We start from the raw sequence: 17,158 nt of genomic DNA, 5'->3' as shown, positions 1-17,158 counted from the left end.
GAGTAACTCTGCTTTAAGAAATCGATTAAAAACATTTATAAACGACAAAGCAACCTTACTGGAGGACTATTTTCTAATTAAAATCTTTTTATCCTCTTATTAAATTACAATTATAATACTTGGATCTATTTTTTTTTCGACCAAATTGCTGTAATTATGGTTTAAAGTTTTGTTTCTATAGACAAAAAAGTCTTTAATTTATATAATTATAAATTAAAGACTTTTGTAAACAATATAATTCTGTTAGATTTTGGTAACTATATCTTATTTTTTGTCCGAAGATTTCTCGTGTTTGATCGTTTTGGCATTTATAATAAAATAAACCGATTCTGCAATATTGGTACAATGATCCGATATACGCTGGATATCCTTAAGAGCCAGTATTAAATACGTCCCAGACACTACAGTTTTAGAATTATCTTTCATCTCAGCAATAATGTTATCAATTGCCTCTTCGCTTTTCTGCTTGATACTGGTATTGTAATTAAAAATTTCTTCAATTAATAACGCATCTAAATTTTCAAAACAAAGATTGGTTTTCACCGTAATCTCGCCCACTTCTCTGGCAATTGCCTCCACATCAAATTTAGTTATTAATTCATGTTTTTCTTTGATGCTTTTGGTCAGTTTGATAATACTTAAAGATAAATCCCCTATTCTTTCAATCTCATTGCTGATTTGCATGGCCGACATGATAAACCGTAAATCTGAAGCAACGGGTTGTTGCAAAGCAAAAACATTCTGACAAATACTATCTATCTTAAGATCTAACTTATCAATTTTAGTTTCTGTTTTCCTTAATTCTTTACTCTCTGAAACAGGTTCAAAAAGCAAGGACTTAATAGCTTCACTAACTTGTGAATCTGCTAAGTTTTCTATTTTTATAATGATATTTTTAAGCTTTTCGAGCTCAAGATCTAAGTGTGTTGCCATTTTTTAATATTTAAAAGATTAAAGATATAGGATTTTGAACTAAAATCAAAATCAATCTTAACCAAACCTACCTGTTATATAATCTTCTGTTTGTTTTATAGCTGGTTTTGTAAATATTGTTTTGGTTTTATCATACTCTATTAGTTTACCCATATAAAAAAATGCAGTATTGTCACTAACTCGCCCAGCTTGTTGCATGTTATGTGTTACAATCACTATAGTGTATTTGTTTTTTAACTCATAAATAAGCTCTTCTATTTTGGAAGTAGAAATAGGATCTAGAGCAGATGTTGGCTCGTCCATTAGTAAAACCGAAGGCTGTATAGCTAACGCACGCGCAATGCAAAGTCTTTGTTGTTGTCCGCCTGATAATTCGAATGCAGATTTTTTAAGCTTGTCTTTAACTTCGTCCCAGAGTGCTACTTGCTCGATGGAAGTATAAACTCTTTCCTCTATTATTTTTTTGTCTGTAATCCCGTTCACTTTTAAACCATAGGCTACGTTTTCAAAAATAGTTTTAGGAAAAGGATTGGGTTTCTGAAACACCATACCTACGTTTTTGCGCAAATCATCTACATTGGTGTGTTTTTCGTATATATCTTGACCATCAATAAGAATGCTTCCGGTCATGTGTGTATTATCAATCAGATCATTCATCCGGTTAAGCAGCCTTAAGTAAGTAGACTTACCACATCCTGAAGGTCCAATTAATGCCGTTACGGTATTTTCTTTCATTGCTATTGAAATATCATGTAAAGCCTGAAAATCTCCGTAGTTGAAATTTATATTTTTAGATTCTATTTTATGCATGTTAATTCATTTTTACTTTTTTTCCATAATATTTACGAAGTGCATTCGCTAATATGTTAGAAATTAATACAATTATAATTAATACCAATGCGGTTCCGTATGCCATAGCTCTAGAGGCTTCAATATTGGTACCACTTGTAGATATTACATATAGGTGGTACGGCAAAGCCATTGCTTGATCAAATATTGAAGTTGGTAATTTAGGCAAAAAGTATGCTGCCACTGTAAACAAAATTGGTGCCGTTTCGCCGGAAACTCTACCTATTGACAGTATCAATCCGGTAATAACATTAGGGAAGGCTATAGGAAAAACTACTTTGCTTGTAGTCTCCCACTTACTGGCACCCAGACCTAAACTGGCCTGTCTGAAGGTATCGTCAACCGATTTTAAGGATTCTTCTGTGGTTCGGATCACAATTGGCAACACTAATAATCCTAGTGTTAATCCTCCTGCTAGTATCGAATCTCCAAAGCCCATTTTATTTACAAACAAAGACATTCCAAAAAGTCCAAAAACAATGGACGGCACCCCAGCAAGATTGTTTGTCATTTGTTTGATTATTTTTTTGAATATCCCATCTTTTACATATTCATTCATATAAATAGCGGCCAAAACGCCTACTGGAAATGCAAAAACCATACTCACCAAAACCAAACAAAGTGTCCCTACTATTGCCGGAAAAATACCTCCTTCGGTCATTCCGTTTTTAGGCATTTCGGATATAAACTCCCAACTAATTACGCCAATTCCTTTTATTACTATAAAAGCTAAAATTACAAACAAGAGTGCTACAATGGCATAACTGGTAAGTCTAAATATTCCAAAAGCAATATTCTGATTTCTTTCTTTTTTCTTTGCTAAATTATTATTTACGCTCATTTTAGTGTTTTTTATGCGATTTTCTGTTAGAAACCATTTCTACCAACATATTAATAACAAAGGTTATGATAAACAAGATACATCCTAAGGCAAATAATGCCTCGTAGTGCAAACCACCATTGGGAGCTTCTCCTAATTCGGCTGCAATTGTAGCTGGAATGGTTCGAACAGGTTCTAAAAGAGTGGTTGGTATTACTGCTGCGTTACCGGTAACCATTAATACGGCCATGGTTTCTCCGATGGCTCTACCAATACCTAAAATTGCTCCTGCTGTTATTCCAGATGCGGAATACGGTATTACTACTTTATAGATTGTTTGCCATTGGCTAGCTCCTAAGGCCAAACTAGCTTCTTTCATTGCCCTAGGGGTATTTCGCATGGCGTCCTCTGAGATCGTTATAATTGTAGGCAAAGCCATTATTGCTAAAACTACACTTCCTGCCAAACCAGTCTCGCCTACTGGCAGATTAAAAACGCTTTGAATAAGAGGCACTATTATTACCAATCCAAAAAATCCATAAACCACAGAAGGTATTCCTGCTAATAATTCAATGATTGGTTTTAATAAACTTCGAGTACGTTTTCGGGCTATTTCGCTTAAATAAATAGCTGCAGCCAACCCAATAGGCAACGCCATAAGTATCGCTCCAAAACTAACCCATAAGGTACCGTATATCAAAGGCTTGACTCCCATTTGTGCAATAGGTTGCGCTGTTGGAAACCACTCTTCGCCAGACAAAAACTCAGACACTTTGATCTTATCTATATCCAACTCTCTGCCCTTAAAATCTTTTGCTTTGTATTTTTCGGAAAAAAAAGCAATTATACCCGGTGTTTTGGCTATTAACTCATTGATTTTGTCCGGAAAGTACTCAAAATTTTCACCTAATTCTTCTTCAGTGTAATATTCTGTTATATCCCCAGCACGGAACAAAACAATAGGTTGGTCTTTGCCTCCTAATTGGTTCCAGTTGGTTATTTTTTGGTCATAAATATCTTTAATCTGAGAAGGCTTTAATTTTGCCACCGGATTGTGCTCTGAAACTGCCAACAAGAAACCATCGTCTATTGGTTTTTTACTAAAAACACCTGCCCCTTCAACGAATAAGAAAAACACAATTAAAATAACTGTAATACTAGTAGCTGCACTACTTAGCATTAAAACCGTTTCAATAAATTTCTCCTTAATCTGTTTAAAATTTGTTTTCAAATCAGTTTATTTTTTTTAACAAAACTACGTTAGCGTTTCTCTTTCAATGTTCTTACACTGTTAATGTTGTATTAATTTAATGTTAAGCAGCTAAATTAACAAAATACTGCAAAAAACCAATAAAGGCTGCCTTATAGACAACCTTTATTGTATATTAAAAAACGTAACAAAACTTGCGTGTTATTTTAAAGGCACATAACCAACTTCCGAAACGATCTTTTGACCTGCATCAGACAAAGCAAAATCTACCACTGTTTTTACTTTTGAAGCATTTTTTTTGTCAAACATATAAAATAATGGTCGTGAGATTGGATAGGTTTTATCTTTGGCACTTGCAACAGATGGCGCAATAAATGTTTTGCCTTGATCATAAGAAACCAATAGCTGCTTTACCTCTTTAGTCTCATAAGCCAAACCGATGTAACCAATAGCTCCTTTAGTCTGGCCTATAGCCTGAACAATTGCACCTGTAGCTGGCAAACTCAAAATATTAGATGCGTAGTTTTTTTTATCCAAAACTTCGTCTTTAAAAAACTCATAAGTCCCAGAAGAAGACTCTCTTGAATAGGCTACAATTTTAGCATCTTCGCCGCCTACTTCTTTCCAGTTTTTAATTTCTCCAGTAAATATTTTCTCTAACTGCTCACGTGTTAATTGTGAAACTTTATTAGCAGGGTTTACAATTACTGTTAGTGCATCATAAGCAATAACTACTTCTTCAATTTCTTTATTCATTTCAGAGAATTTTAATTTCTCTTCTGTTTTCATATCTCTAGAAGCCATCGCAATATCCGTGGTGCCATCAATTAAAGCCGTTAAACCAACTCCGGTACCACCACCAACAACAGTAACACTTACACTCGCATCTGCTTGCATTAACTCTTCGGCTTCTTTTTGAGCCAAGGGCAAAACGGTATCACTCCCTTTTATGGTTACTGACGTAGTTGCTGATGCATTAGCCGCTCCTTTATCTTCTGTTTTTGCTTTACCACAACTTAAAACACTTATTAAGGGCAACATTAAAAACAATTTAATTTTATTCATTTTAGTTTTATTATTTAATTAATTTAAATCTGCTACAAAAATACACGCTCAATGTTAATTTTACGTTAAGCTATCATTACGCAATATTTACTATTTGAGGTTTGTCTTACAATACACACAATTGCAGTTGGCATTTAGATCCCGATTTCGACCTGAAAACGAGCATACCAATTTGTATCTACACTGCCTTGGTAGGCTTTGATGGTATCATACGAAAATTCTCCTTGGAGTTTTATTTTATGTCCAAAAATATATTTAGACAATCCAACGGTATATTCGTCCATATTAGGCGTTATTGTTTGAATTTCAGAATCTACTTTTTGAGTAGAAACCCTACCTATAATTTGATAATTGGATGCAAATAAATAACTCAACTGCATATCTACACCATGACCTACAAACACCGCTTGTTTTTTGGTAGCATCCAAAGCACTTACTGTAACTGGATTATCTGCCATTCTAGACATATAAGCCGCCGTTGCCGTCCATCCGTTATACTTTAGCATGGTATCTAAAAACAAAGACTTTAGGGTTCTAGCCTCATACAAACTCCCGCCTAGTTGTCCTTGAGACCGTAAGGCATTGTTGTTTTGACTAAAAGCACTCGAAACCATCCATTTTACTGTTTTTTCTCGCATTAAATCTGCTTCAAAATTAGACCCGTTTTTAGTGAAAGCTCCTAAAGGAAACAATTCTACTTTTGCCGTCAAGGCAATTCCATCGTCTTTGGTTTTGACCCAATTACGGCCTTCTCCTTTGGTAATAGCTCCTTTTAGAGAATACGAAAATGTGGTAGGATTTGCTTGGTTGTAATCTAAAAATACACCAAAATCACGATCAATATTAAATTTAGAGTTATTAATTGTACGATCCGTAAGTTCCAGGGAGTTAGAAGAGATAACACGCTGGTTATTGCCCGGTAGCTTGGTCTGTCCGAAGCCTATTGTAAAATGAGACGTTGGTTTGTAAAAAAGAACTCCGTCTAAAATTACATTACCGCTATTACCTACTACCACTGTACCTATATCTCTCGCCGAGAAACCAAGCTCTACTTTGTAACCAAACTTTGGATTGTAAACAAAACCATCCAGTTTTAGACGCATTCTTCTAATTTCTCCTTCTACAACTCCAGACTTTCCGTCCTCTTTACCAAAACCTAATCTGCTTTGAACTCGGAAACCTATATTTACCTGAAACAAACTATCTTTTTCTGTAAAACCGAATTTTTTGTTCGAATTAAGATACGGCGATAAGGCTCCTTTATTTGGAACCGTAGTTTCTGGTATTTTATTTTCCTGAGCCAACGTTATAAGTGTAAACAGTAAGGCTGCACTGGATAAAAATTTCTTCATTTTAATAATTTGTTATTGTTTTGTTATTGGAATGCAAATTTAATGTTAATGAACTCTATCAATATTAAGATAATGTTAACCTAATGTCAAGTTAAAAACATTCAAAATAACCCCATTAAAACACCAACTAAATTAGTTATAATCAGAACAATAGCATTACTGTGATTTTTAATATATAAATATGTTATGGTTTTCTAAAAGTTAAACTGTGCCTGCAAACGCAGTAAATTGCCTTGTTGGGTATTGTATTTGAGCACACTATCCTCAAATGTTCTGTCTGCAATAACCCAAGTAGCTGTTAGTTCTAAAGGCTTAATGGGCTGCCATTCTAATCCCAATTCATAATCTCTAACTAGGTAGCTTCTGGCATCTTTCTCAAATTTTTTGCCTCCATCATAATATTGAAATTTCACAAATGGATACAACAATTGTTTTTTAGGCAAATCCCATTTATAATTCAAGGTGATGTATCCACCTTGTAGAGAAGCGGTTTGAATAGAGTTGCTATTTTTAAAATAACGAGGCCCTTTGCCAATATTATATTCTGTTTGGATACCAAAAGGTTTGGGGTACCAAATAAAAGATGCCGCTACACGCTGATCTAGCATGTTTTGTTTATCACTCACCGTAACGCCCGCCGAGACTTCATTCCCAAAAGCCCACTTGCCAGTGTATGCCTGCATGCCAACTTCTAATATTTGATCTTTGACCAAAAATGGATAACTTATTCTGGCAACTGTATGCAGATTTCTGTTGCCTTCGGATTTATTGGACGTTTGACCATTGTAGGCTCCAAAAGCAACTACACCATAATCGCCTGAGCCTTTATATCCCTCTTTTACAAGCATTGCAAATCGCTCTCGGATTTGGCTTGGTGCCCAGTAAAAAAACATCCCTAAATCTCTTTCGTTTGCAACAGCACTATTTAAAGCATCGTTTCGGTCTAGGGTCAATCGGTTTTGGCTGGATTGCATGTTTTCAAAACCATAAGGCACTTTACTTTGCCCTACTCGTAGTCTAAACTCTTTTTGAGCATCTAAAACTACATCAAAATAAGCATCTCGCAATTGCAAAAAATTATTTACTCCCAAAGCCGTAGAACTGGCTAAATCTGGCTGGATATAAAAAGATACTCTTGGATGTATTTGTCCCGAAAATACCATTCGGGCTCTTCTTATAAAAAAACCATTGTTGGATCGTACCGATTCGCCGGTTGCGGTGGTCCCCCAAGACTTATCGCATTGATCACAAGACACCTTGTCATTGGTAGACAGTAACCCGTTATAACGAACCTGAGCATAGCCTCTTATACTTATTTTGTCATACCATTGTGGGTCTTTTGGAGCTTTGTTCTTTTCGATACTTTCTTTGGATTTATGGATGGAGTCCAATATCCGAATGACCTCTTTCGAAACCACATTCTGGTTTGTTTGTTGCGCATTGAGCAATCCGGCACCAAGTGCAAAAAGAGCAATTAGGAGTTTTTTCATGATTAAATAGTGCTTTGTTTTTTTGGGCAAAGATGCTATCTAAATGTTAACTTAATGTAAATTAATCATTAACTAATTAACTTTGTTTTTACTGTTTATTAACTTTCAAATAACTTAGTCGCTAATAAAATTATTTAATTTACACCAAACAACCCTCTGACTCTAAACAAATTAACGTTATCAAAAACAAACCGAAGCCTGAATTTTGTTCATTATTATAAAACAAAAAGATGTTATCGAAAATAAAACTATAAAAAACTCCCCAAATACAACAGCATTTTTTGTTTTTTAGAATGCAAAAAACACCAAACTACTTTTACCCCAAGTAGAGCATCAAAAACCCACACCATGGCAATCCAACGTACTTGGGTATACATCAAAAAAAAGACCGTTTCTATAGGTTAAGAAACGGTCTTGGATATGGTGGTTATTTTTTTTCGAGGGTAAAAGAAAATTCAGATCCGACGCCAAATTCACTTTCAACATAAATCTTTTCTTTATGGGCCTCAATAATATGTTTTACTATTGCTAGACCCAATCCAGAACCTCCTTCGGATCTAGATCCACTCTTGTTGACACGATAAAATCGTTCAAAGAGTCGTGGTATGTTTTGCTTTTCAATACCTTCTCCGTTGTCACTAACCCGCACCAGAACTTTGTCTTTGGTCAAGTTTACTACAGCAACCTCTGTAGTCCCTTTGGTTTTGCCATACTTAATAGAATTAACGATTAAATTTTCGATCACCTGTTGCACCCGATCTTTATCTGCTTTTACAAAATTGGGTTTGATGTGCTGGTTTTCAAAAACTAGATCAATTTTTTTCTTCTCGGCTTTCATCTCCAAAAGATCAAAAACGTTCTGAATCAATTCTACAATATCAAATTCTGAATAATCTAAATTAAGATCTCCAACCTCTAACTTGGTTATCATATCTAAATCTTCGACAATATAGATTAGCCGTTCTACCCCTTTTTCGGCGCGTTTAAGGTATTTTTTTCTGATGGTTTTGTCTTCCATGGCTCCATCAAGCAAGGTAGATATATAACCTTGAACAGTAAACAAGGGTGTTTTTAGTTCATGAGAAACGTTGCCTAAAAATTCTCTTCGGTATTCTTCTCGGACTTGAAGCATCTCAATTTCTAATTTTTTGTAGGTAGCAAACTTTTTTACTTCTCTAGTCAACGTCTCCATGTCTGTGGTTATGGGCTGGTTTATAAAGGTGCTAGACTCCAATAACGAAACGTCATCATAAATCTTTTTGACGCGTCTGTAAATAAATCGTTCTACTCGGTATTGTAATACTAGAAACGAGAATATGTAAATTACAACAATAAAGATTAGTCCAAAAACAACTAACTTTTGAAAAGAAGGACTAAATAATATTCTAGCCAACAAAACAACAAAGAATGTGGAAAAAACACTAATAAAAAACGAGGATTTTATAGCAAATTTATAGGTCTTTTTGAAACTTATTTTCATTTATGGTATGCGTATTTTTGTATATTAAAGGATTAGAATATTCCTTAATCTAAACTTCAAATTTATAACCTACTCCTTTTATAGTCTTAAAAAAGTCTTCGCCTATTTTTTCTCTTAATTTTCGTATATGAACATCAATGGTTCGTCCTCCTACCACAACTTCATTGCCCCAAACTTTATCCAAAATTTCATCTCTTTTGAATACTTTTCCTGGCTTAGAGGCTAATAGGTAAAACAATTCAAATTCTTTTCGTGGCAACGCAATCTCTATTCCGTCTTGCACAATTTTGTACTCTTCTCTATTGATCTCTATACCGCCTACATTTAAGGTTTCACTGTTCTGCTCTTTTTCTTTCAAGCGTCTTAACAAGGCTTTAACTTTACTGACTAATAATTTTGGTTTGATTGGTTTTGTAATATAATCATCTGCTCCAGCATCAAAGCCAGCAACTTGAGAATAATCTTCGCTACGGGCGGTTAAAAAAGTTATAATCACATTGGTTAACTCTGGTATTTTTCTGATATTCTCACAAGCCTCCATGCCGTCCATCTCGGGCATCATTACATCCATGATAATTAGGTCCGGCAATTCTTTTTTTGCTTTAGCAATAGCGTCTTTACCATTTACGGCAGTAACTATTGTATAGCCTTCTTGAGTTAGATTGTACCCTACAATTTCTAGGATATCTGGCTCATCATCAACAAGTAAAATTTTTGTGTGTGTTTTTTTCATTTGTAGCAAAATAATATTTATCGCATTGAATGGCACCAAAACAGTGCCATATAGAGTTAATTTAGAATGTAAATATACCATTATTTAAATTGCAATAAAACAGCCTGTATAGTAATTTAACATGGTAACACTTTGTTAATGTTAACCAAACAAAACCATAATAACCAAGTAACCTAAAATTTACAATGACACCCTTACTTTGCAAAAAATTAAACAAAACTATGAAACTGAAATTATTGATTTTAACGCTTTTTATCAGTACCCTTACTTTTGCGCAAAACAAAGGAACTATTACTGGAGTATTAACTGATAAGGATTCAAACAACGAAACATTACCTTTTGCAAATGTTTTACTCAAAGGCACACCAATCAATGGAACTACAGATATTGATGGTAAATACACCTTAAATGCTCCTGCAGGAAATTATGTTATACAGTTTAGTTTCATTGGGTACGAATCTATTGAAACCAATATAACGGTAAAAAATGGAGAAACATTAACTTTAAATAAAGCCCTAGGATCTTCCGGATATACCCTGGATGATGTAGTGATTATATCTAGATCAAACAAGCAAAAAGAAAGCGCTTTGTTAATGGAACAAAAAAATGCTCTAACGTTTAAAGCTGCAATTGGTGCCGAAGAAATTTCAAGAAAGGGCGCCAGCGATGTTGCTGCTGCAGTTACTAAAGTGTCTGGAGTTTCTAAACAAGAAGGGTCTGGAAATATTTTTGTAAGAGGACTAGGAGATCGTTACAACATTACGACACTAAACGGCTTACCATTGCCTTCTAATAATCCATCTCACAAAAATATTAATTTAGAGATATTTAGTACCGATATTGTAGAATCTGTAGGGATTAGCAAGACTTTTGAATCTCAAAATTATGCAGATTTTAGTGGTGCAAATATTGATGTGGTTTCAAAGAAATTTACTGGATCTCCATATATTGAATTAGGTGTCGGAATTGGTGCCAATTCCAATGTAATAAAATCGGATCATTTTTACCTACAAGACGGTCCTGACTATTTTGGTTTCCGTACGGTGAGTGCACCAAACAATCCGTTATTGCCATACAACTACTCCACTAGTTGGGACAGAAAAGAAAGCAAAAACGTATTGAATGCCAATTACTCCTTATCTGGTGGCAAAAAGTTTAACATTGGGGAACAAGGAAGTTTAAGTACTTTTATTACTGCTTCATTTGGAACAGACAGCAAGTTTACTGAAGGTGTAGATAGAGGAAGTGTAACCGCCCAAGGTCTTGCTAACTCAGATTTTTATAAAAAATCATACAAATACAGCACCAACACCACGGTTATGGGATCTTTTAATTACAAAATAAATGCAAATAACAGCATCTTATACACTCCTTTATTTTTAAACTCTAGCGGACAAGAATACAGTGAATACGAAGGTATAAACCAGGATTTTAGCGGAGACCTTTCTGGTTTTATCAAACGTGGTACCTTTGACAAAACGCAATTAATCATAAACCAATTACTGGGAAAAAATAAAATAAACGAACAGTGGAGTACCAATTGGGGTATTGGTTACAGTGTGCTAAACAACACCATTCCAGACCGTATGCAAAACACGCTGGTTCCTGATGCAATTGGATCTAATGTATACACGTTTTTTACGAACTCTAGTGTTCATAACCATAGATACTTTCAGGATCTAGAAGAAAAAGAATTAGCTGCCAATGTTGCCTTATCTTATGAATTCAAAAAAACAGACGACGACTACAAAGGAAAAATAACCTTTGGTTATTCGGGCAAGAAAAAAGACGTGAACTTTAACGCTAACCAATATTCGTTTTTTCCTGTAAACAAAAAAGTTGCCAGCATACACGATATTGACACTGCATTAAACGCTACAAATTTTGACTTAACAACCAGTGATAACTCAAGTACAATTAAACAATTTTATAAAGGTAACTTAGACATCCATGCTTTTTATGCCAATTTGCAATATAAACTAACCGATAAACTAGCCGTAATTTTAGGCGGAAGACTAGAACAATTAGACCAATACGTTTATTTTGTAACTGCAGAGGTTGCAGATGGAGGCGCATCTAAGTTTTCTCCTACCAACTTTTTACCTAGCGTAATTGCAAAATACAAAGTAAATGACGATCAAAACATCAAATTTGCATTTAGCAAAACCTACACTTTGCCACAATTTAAAGAAAAAGTAAACCTTTTATATCAAGATGTAAACCTTGACTTTAGAGGAAATCCTAGCCTTTACGCCTCTACAGATTATAACATCGATTTAGGATGGGAAAACTTTTTAAGTACCGATGAATTAGTGTCAGTTACCGCATTTGGAAAATTAATCCAAAATCCAATCAACGAAATGTTTGAAAACTCAGGATCCGGAACCGTAACCTATGCCAATACAGGGGATAAAGCAGTGGCAATAGGAGTAGAAGTAGAATTAAGAAAAAATATTTTGGTAATTGAAAATGCAAAAGATCTAAAAGACAAATTATCTTTTGGTATAAACGGTTCGTATATGTACCACAATCAAGATCTAGATAACGATAAAGTCTTTAAAGAAAATGGATTTGGAGCAAACTTTACTTATACAGAGTCCAAGCTATCCGGAGCATCTGATTTATTAGCAAATGCAGATATCTCCTTCAAAAAGCAATTTCATCAAGATAGAGACATCTCCGCAACCCTATCATATGCTTACTTTTCGGATAAATTAGCCGTAATTGGTACTTCTGACAAAGGGAATATGATTGACAAGTCTGTAAACAGACTAGATTTTATCTTAAAATCGAGCCTGACCGAAAATTTAAAAATCGGATTGTCTTATAAAAACATCTTAGACCCTACTTACAAAAGGGTTTCAGAGCAAAGTAAAGCTCCTAGAATAAAAGCAGAAGACCTTTTGATCAGCTCTTACAAGATAGGTTCCAACCTAAGTTTATCACTAAATTATAAGTTTTAAAAACTATTTAAGAACCCATCATAAAAGAGGTAGTCGTTACAACGGCTACCTCTTTATTTTTTAAGAAATACTGGGCAAAATTAAAACTTAAACCCCATTACAAACGGACCCAAATACTTAACGACAAGGTAATAATGAGTTAACGTTATAAAAAAGTTTAGTCCGTTTCTTTGCTGTGTTGAAAATAAACAAACAGTAAAAAAAAATTAAAAATTAAAAAAATGAAAAAATCAATTTTAGCAATGTTAACCGTAGTAACTATTGCATTCACAAGCTGTACTAAAGATGATAATGTTGATCCAATTGTTCCATCTAGTACTTTTGTTTTAAAAGTAGATGATTTAAAAGGAAGCATATCAGATGGTACAGTAACATTAGACGCTTCAAAAGTTTACAAGCTTACGGGTGGTTTGTATGTAAAAAAAGGAGCTACTTTGACAATTCCTGCAGGAACCAGAATTGAAGCTACAGGTATAGATCCAAACGCATTATTTATTGCTGTAGAAAGAGGTGCTAAAATCAACATTTTAGGTCAAGCTAACAAAGCAGTAGTAATGACATCTGGAAAAACATCTCCTTCTGAAGGAAACTGGGGAGGTTTAATCATCTGTGGAGATGCAAAAGTAAACACTGGAGATAATGGTACCTCTGAAGTAGGTGGTTTATCTTACGGAGGAAACAACAATGCAGATTCTTCTGGAAAAATCAACTTTTTAAGAATTGAGTACACAGGTTCAAAATACACAGACAAAAAAGAATACAACGGAGTTTCTTTCTTTGGTGTAGGTAGTGGTACTGAGGTTTCTAACATTTTCTGTTATGAAAGTGGAGATGACGCTGTAGAATTTTTTGGAGGTGCTGTAAACGCTACTAACTTAGCTTTAGTAAACTCTTATGATGACTCTTTAGATTATGCTGATGGGTATATCGGTACTATCAAAAACGTATACATTTCAGGTGTTTCAAATGCTGGAATTGAAGGTTCTAACAACGGAAGTAATGATGTTGCTACTCCAATGACCAATGCTAAATTATCTGACATTACTATCGTAAAAGGTGCAGATGCTAAATTTACAGCAAAAGAATTTGCAATCAACTTTAAAGAAGGTGGTGGAATACAAACCTACACTAACGTATATGTTTCTGGAATTGACACTTTTGCAAAATTAGATGCTGGAACAGGTGCTACTGCAAGAATTGCTGCTGGAGACTTTAAAGTAAACGGTAAAACTTTTGCAACTGCTAATAACAAAACTTCTGATTACGTTACTACCGAAACAGGTGCTGGCAGCAAAGACGAAACGTTACCTGAATGGGCAAAGCTTATTAAATAATACATAGTATTACATAAAAAAAATGTTTTAAAAACACCTTTCTTAACCGAAAGGTGTTTTTTTTTGGTATCGTACGTGTTTTTTGTTATATTTACTACCAAATTGCACGCTAATGACACAAAAATACATATACACTCTTTTTTTAGTTGTTTTTTTCTTTACCGTATCCAGCAACGCACAAGACAATAAACAACAACCCAAAATACAGCAAACTACCGTAATTGAAGGTTTGAACATGTATCCTAACCCTGTGACTAATGGCAAGGTATATATTACTACAAAAAACGACAGCGATAAAGAAGTAATCATTTTTGATCTCTTGGGCAAAAAAACCTTACAGACTATGATGAACTCAAAGGAATTAAATGTTTCCTCGCTTAGTCCAGGAGTATATATTATTAAAATTAACGAACAAAATACCTCTGCAACACGTAAATTGATTATCCGATAGCGTGTTTTATAGACAGATTACCAAACTCCCTACTAAAGGGAGTTTTTTTTTGGAGTGTTATAGGGCAGTATATTAAAACTAAAAAAATTAATATCTTTGCTCAAAAAAAAAATTGACTTCCTCTACCGATATATTTACTATTGCATCCCAGAAACAGTTTGAAAAAATGGCTTTAAAAACCTTTCGTTTTCAATATGAAAACAATGCCGTTTATAAAACTTTTTGTGATTTATTAAAAACAGACGTTCCAAAGGTAAAATCACTCCAACAAATTCCTTTTTTGCCGATACAGTTTTTTAAGAGTCACTCCGTTGTTTCTAACTCAAAGGCTGTGCAGGCTACATTTAGCAGTAGCGGCACCACCGGAATGATTACGAGCAAACATCTGGTAACCGATGTCTCTATTTACCAACAAAGCTACCGCAAAGCATTCTCAGAATACTATGGCAACATTGAGGACTACGTGGTGTTGGCACTATTGCCGTCTTATCTGGAGCGCGAAGGCTCTTCTTTGATCTACATGGTTAAGGACTTAATTGAGCTCTCTAAACGCTCTGAGAGCGGTTTTTACTTGCACAATCCGGAGGATCTTATCCAAAATCTAATTAGTCTAGACCAATCCGGACAAAATGTTATCCTGATAGGGGTTACTTATGCCTTATTAGACTTGATTGAAAAACAGCAATTTGAATTACAAAACACCATTATTATGGAAACTGGAGGAATGAAAGGCAAACGCAAAGAAATGATCCGAGAGGAACTCCACCTGCAACTCTGCAACGGCTTTGGCGTATCTGCCATACACTCCGAGTATGGAATGACCGAGTTGTTATCTCAAGCCTATTCACTAGGAGAAGGCGTTTTTGAATGCCCCTCTTGGATGCAAATACTAATACGTGATACCGAAGACGCCCTGAGCTATGTGGCAAACGGAAAAACCGGAGGTATTAACGTAATTGACCTGGCCAACAGCAATTCTTGCTCCTTTATAGCCACACAGGATCTTGGCAAAAAAAATCCCAACAACTCTTTTGAGGTATTGGGACGTTTTGATAATTCGGATATTAGAGGTTGCAATTTGATGGTATTATAACACCCCACTATTGCCTTTATTTATTATATAAAATAATTAAACTACGCGTATCACAAAATAATTTTTCTTGCCACTTTGTAATAAAACAAATTGATTGTTAATTAAATCATTGCTTGAAAGTTGGAAATCCTCTTTTACTTTTTCTCTATTTACAGAAATAGAATTTGCTATTAAGGCTCTTCTGGCTTCTCCGTTGGATTTAAAAAAACCTGTTTTTTCGTTCAAAACAGCAATTATTTCTATCCCTGCCGCAACTTCTTCTTTTGCAATTTCTGCTTGAGGCACGCCATCAAAAACATCCAAAAAAGTAGCTTCATCCAGCGCTTTCAGATCTGCAGCGGTAGCGTTTCCAAAAAGAATAGTAGATGCCTTTATAGCATTTTCGAGATCTAGTTTGGAATGTGCCATAATGGTTACCTCTTCGGCCAGGCGTTTTTGCAAAACACGTAAATGAGGTGCTTCGTGATGTTCTATTACCAATGCCTCAATCACTTCTTTAGATAAAAAAGTAAATATTTTGATGTATTTTTCTGCATCCGCATCGGAGGTATTTAGCCAATATTGATAAAATTTGTACGCAGAGGTACGGGCGGGATCCAACCAAATATTACCGCCTTCTGATTTTCCAAACTTAGTACCATCAGCTTTAGTAATTAACGGACAGGTTAAGGCGTATGCTTTTCCGGCTTCTTTTCGGCGCACTAGCTCCGTTCCGGTCGTTATGTTACCCCATTGGTCTGAACCACCCATTTGTAAGGTGCAATTTTTGGCTTTATACAAATGCAAAAAATCATATCCTTGTACCAATTGATAAGTAAACTCTGTAAAAGACATACCTTCGGCAGCATCTGAAGACAGACGTTTTTTTACAGAATCTTTAGCCATCATATAATTAACGGTGAGGTGCTTGCCGATATCTCGAATAAAATCTAAGAACGAAATCTCTTTCATCCAGTCGTAATTATTTACTAATTCGGCCGCATTAGGTGCCTCTGAAGTAAAATCCAAAAAACGACTCAATTGTTTCTGGATGGCCTCTTGGTTATGGCGCAAAGTGGGCTCATCAAGCAAGTTTCTTTCGTTAGATTTTCCGGATGGATCTCCAATCATTCCGGTTGCTCCACCAACTAAGGCTAAAGGTTTGTGCCCAGCTATTTGAAAATGCTTTAGCAACATTACCCCTACTAAGTGCCCAATATGAAGTGAATCAGCAGTTGGATCAATACCCACATACGCTACACGCATTTGCTCCATCAAATGTTCTTCGGTGCCTGGCATAACATCGTGGAGCATTCCTCTCCAAGTCACTTCTTCAATAAAATTTTTCATCTGTTTTGTCAATTTCCACAAAGATAGTTTTAATTGGATAATTTGAAAATCAATCC

The 17,158-nt window shown here is 35.0% G+C and carries 14 protein-coding genes; 4 read left to right on the top strand and 10 right to left on the bottom strand.

Annotation, left to right across the window (positions count from 1 at the left end):
* Positions 1-264 precede the first annotated feature (264 nt).
* The 9 genes from phoU to LB076_RS04490 all read right to left on the bottom strand — a co-directional run bounded on the left by phoU (position 265) and on the right by LB076_RS04490 (position 9,932).
* Positions 265-933, bottom strand: a complete 669-nt coding sequence (gene phoU, locus LB076_RS04530) for a phosphate signaling complex protein PhoU (RefSeq protein WP_066333364.1) — start codon at positions 931-933, stop codon at positions 265-267.
* A gap of 57 nt (positions 934-990) precedes the next feature.
* Complete coding sequence (gene pstB / locus LB076_RS04525) at positions 991-1,743, bottom strand: phosphate ABC transporter ATP-binding protein PstB (protein ID WP_066333363.1); 753 nt, start codon at positions 1,741-1,743, stop codon at positions 991-993.
* A 1-nt stretch (position 1,744) separates the two neighbouring features.
* Complete coding sequence (pstA, locus tag LB076_RS04520; RefSeq protein WP_066333361.1) at positions 1,745-2,623, bottom strand: phosphate ABC transporter permease PstA; 879 nt, start codon at positions 2,621-2,623, stop codon at positions 1,745-1,747.
* Between the two features lies 1 nt (position 2,624).
* The gene (pstC, locus tag LB076_RS04515; protein WP_232505674.1) at positions 2,625-3,833 is read right to left on the bottom strand and encodes a phosphate ABC transporter permease subunit PstC; all 1,209 of its coding nucleotides are present in this window, start codon (positions 3,831-3,833) and stop codon (positions 2,625-2,627) included.
* Between the two features lie 180 nt (positions 3,834-4,013).
* The gene (locus LB076_RS04510) at positions 4,014-4,877 is read right to left on the bottom strand and encodes a PstS family phosphate ABC transporter substrate-binding protein (RefSeq protein ID WP_078055259.1); all 864 of its coding nucleotides are present in this window, start codon (positions 4,875-4,877) and stop codon (positions 4,014-4,016) included.
* A gap of 134 nt (positions 4,878-5,011) precedes the next feature.
* Positions 5,012-6,229 carry a porin family protein gene (locus LB076_RS04505; RefSeq protein WP_066333359.1) on the bottom strand — a complete coding sequence of 406 codons (1,218 nt, stop codon included), beginning with the start codon at positions 6,227-6,229 and terminating at the stop codon, positions 5,012-5,014.
* A gap of 194 nt (positions 6,230-6,423) precedes the next feature.
* Positions 6,424-7,719 (bottom strand): porin, encoded by a 1,296-nt coding sequence (locus tag LB076_RS04500; protein WP_176699275.1) that lies wholly within the window; start codon positions 7,717-7,719, stop codon positions 6,424-6,426.
* A 427-nt stretch (positions 7,720-8,146) separates the two neighbouring features.
* Positions 8,147-9,199: a sensor histidine kinase gene (locus LB076_RS04495; RefSeq protein ID WP_066333357.1), complete on the bottom strand. Its 1,053-nt coding sequence runs from the start codon at positions 9,197-9,199 to the stop codon at positions 8,147-8,149.
* 49 nt (positions 9,200-9,248) lie between these two features.
* A complete protein-coding gene (locus tag LB076_RS04490) occupies positions 9,249-9,932 on the bottom strand; it encodes a response regulator transcription factor (protein WP_066333444.1) in 684 nt (227 codons plus the stop codon).
* A 221-nt stretch (positions 9,933-10,153) separates the two neighbouring features.
* Here LB076_RS04490 and LB076_RS04485 point away from each other — a divergent pair, with 221 nt between their 5' ends.
* The 4 genes from LB076_RS04485 to LB076_RS04470 all read left to right on the top strand — a co-directional run bounded on the left by LB076_RS04485 (position 10,154) and on the right by LB076_RS04470 (position 15,773).
* Complete coding sequence (locus tag LB076_RS04485; protein WP_066333355.1) at positions 10,154-12,895, top strand: TonB-dependent receptor; 2,742 nt, start codon at positions 10,154-10,156, stop codon at positions 12,893-12,895.
* A 221-nt stretch (positions 12,896-13,116) separates the two neighbouring features.
* Positions 13,117-14,229, top strand: coding sequence for a hypothetical protein (locus LB076_RS04480; RefSeq protein WP_066333353.1), 1,113 nt, complete (start codon positions 13,117-13,119; stop codon positions 14,227-14,229).
* Between the two features lie 112 nt (positions 14,230-14,341).
* Complete coding sequence (locus LB076_RS04475) at positions 14,342-14,680, top strand: T9SS type A sorting domain-containing protein (RefSeq protein WP_066333351.1); 339 nt, start codon at positions 14,342-14,344, stop codon at positions 14,678-14,680.
* A 166-nt stretch (positions 14,681-14,846) separates the two neighbouring features.
* Positions 14,847-15,773 (top strand): LuxE/PaaK family acyltransferase, encoded by a 927-nt coding sequence (locus LB076_RS04470; protein WP_425598066.1) that lies wholly within the window; start codon positions 14,847-14,849, stop codon positions 15,771-15,773.
* Positions 15,774-15,809: 36 nt separating this feature from the next.
* Here the strand turns inward: LB076_RS04470 and tyrS are convergent, their stop codons facing one another.
* Positions 15,810-17,102, bottom strand: coding sequence for a tyrosine--tRNA ligase (tyrS, locus tag LB076_RS04465; protein ID WP_066333347.1), 1,293 nt, complete (start codon positions 17,100-17,102; stop codon positions 15,810-15,812).
* Positions 17,103-17,158 lie beyond the last annotated feature (56 nt).

The sequence above is a fragment of the Flavobacterium crassostreae genome (assembly GCF_001831475.1).
In the GTDB taxonomy this organism is placed as follows: domain Bacteria; phylum Bacteroidota; class Bacteroidia; order Flavobacteriales; family Flavobacteriaceae; genus Flavobacterium; species Flavobacterium crassostreae.
The sequence above is the reverse complement of the archived record's forward strand: the minus strand, read 5'-3'. Positions and strand labels throughout refer to the sequence as shown.

Bases quoted from the DNA above. Each gene is read 5' to 3' on its own strand.
- LB076_RS04470 (WP_425598066.1), top strand. From the start codon at position 14,847: ATGGCTTTAAAAACCTTTCGTTTTCAATATGAAAACAATGCCGTTTAT.
- LB076_RS04505 (WP_066333359.1), bottom strand. From the start codon at position 6,229: ATGAAGAAATTTTTATCCAGTGCAGCCTTACTGTTTACACTTATAACG.
- LB076_RS04495 (WP_066333357.1), bottom strand. From the start codon at position 9,199: ATGAAAATAAGTTTCAAAAAGACCTATAAATTTGCTATAAAATCCTCG.
- phoU (WP_066333364.1), bottom strand. From the start codon at position 933: ATGGCAACACACTTAGATCTTGAGCTCGAAAAGCTTAAAAATATCATT.
- pstA (WP_066333361.1), bottom strand. From the start codon at position 2,623: ATGAGCGTAAATAATAATTTAGCAAAGAAAAAAGAAAGAAATCAGAAT.
- LB076_RS04500 (WP_176699275.1), bottom strand. From the start codon at position 7,719: ATGAAAAAACTCCTAATTGCTCTTTTTGCACTTGGTGCCGGATTGCTC.
- LB076_RS04510 (WP_078055259.1), bottom strand. From the start codon at position 4,877: ATGAATAAAATTAAATTGTTTTTAATGTTGCCCTTAATAAGTGTTTTA.
- LB076_RS04475 (WP_066333351.1), top strand. From the start codon at position 14,342: ATGACACAAAAATACATATACACTCTTTTTTTAGTTGTTTTTTTCTTT.
- tyrS (WP_066333347.1), bottom strand. From the start codon at position 17,102: ATGAAAAATTTTATTGAAGAAGTGACTTGGAGAGGAATGCTCCACGAT.
- LB076_RS04490 (WP_066333444.1), bottom strand. From the start codon at position 9,932: ATGAAAAAAACACACACAAAAATTTTACTTGTTGATGATGAGCCAGAT.
- LB076_RS04480 (WP_066333353.1), top strand. From the start codon at position 13,117: ATGAAAAAATCAATTTTAGCAATGTTAACCGTAGTAACTATTGCATTC.
- pstB (WP_066333363.1), bottom strand. From the start codon at position 1,743: ATGCATAAAATAGAATCTAAAAATATAAATTTCAACTACGGAGATTTT.
- LB076_RS04485 (WP_066333355.1), top strand. From the start codon at position 10,154: ATGAAACTGAAATTATTGATTTTAACGCTTTTTATCAGTACCCTTACT.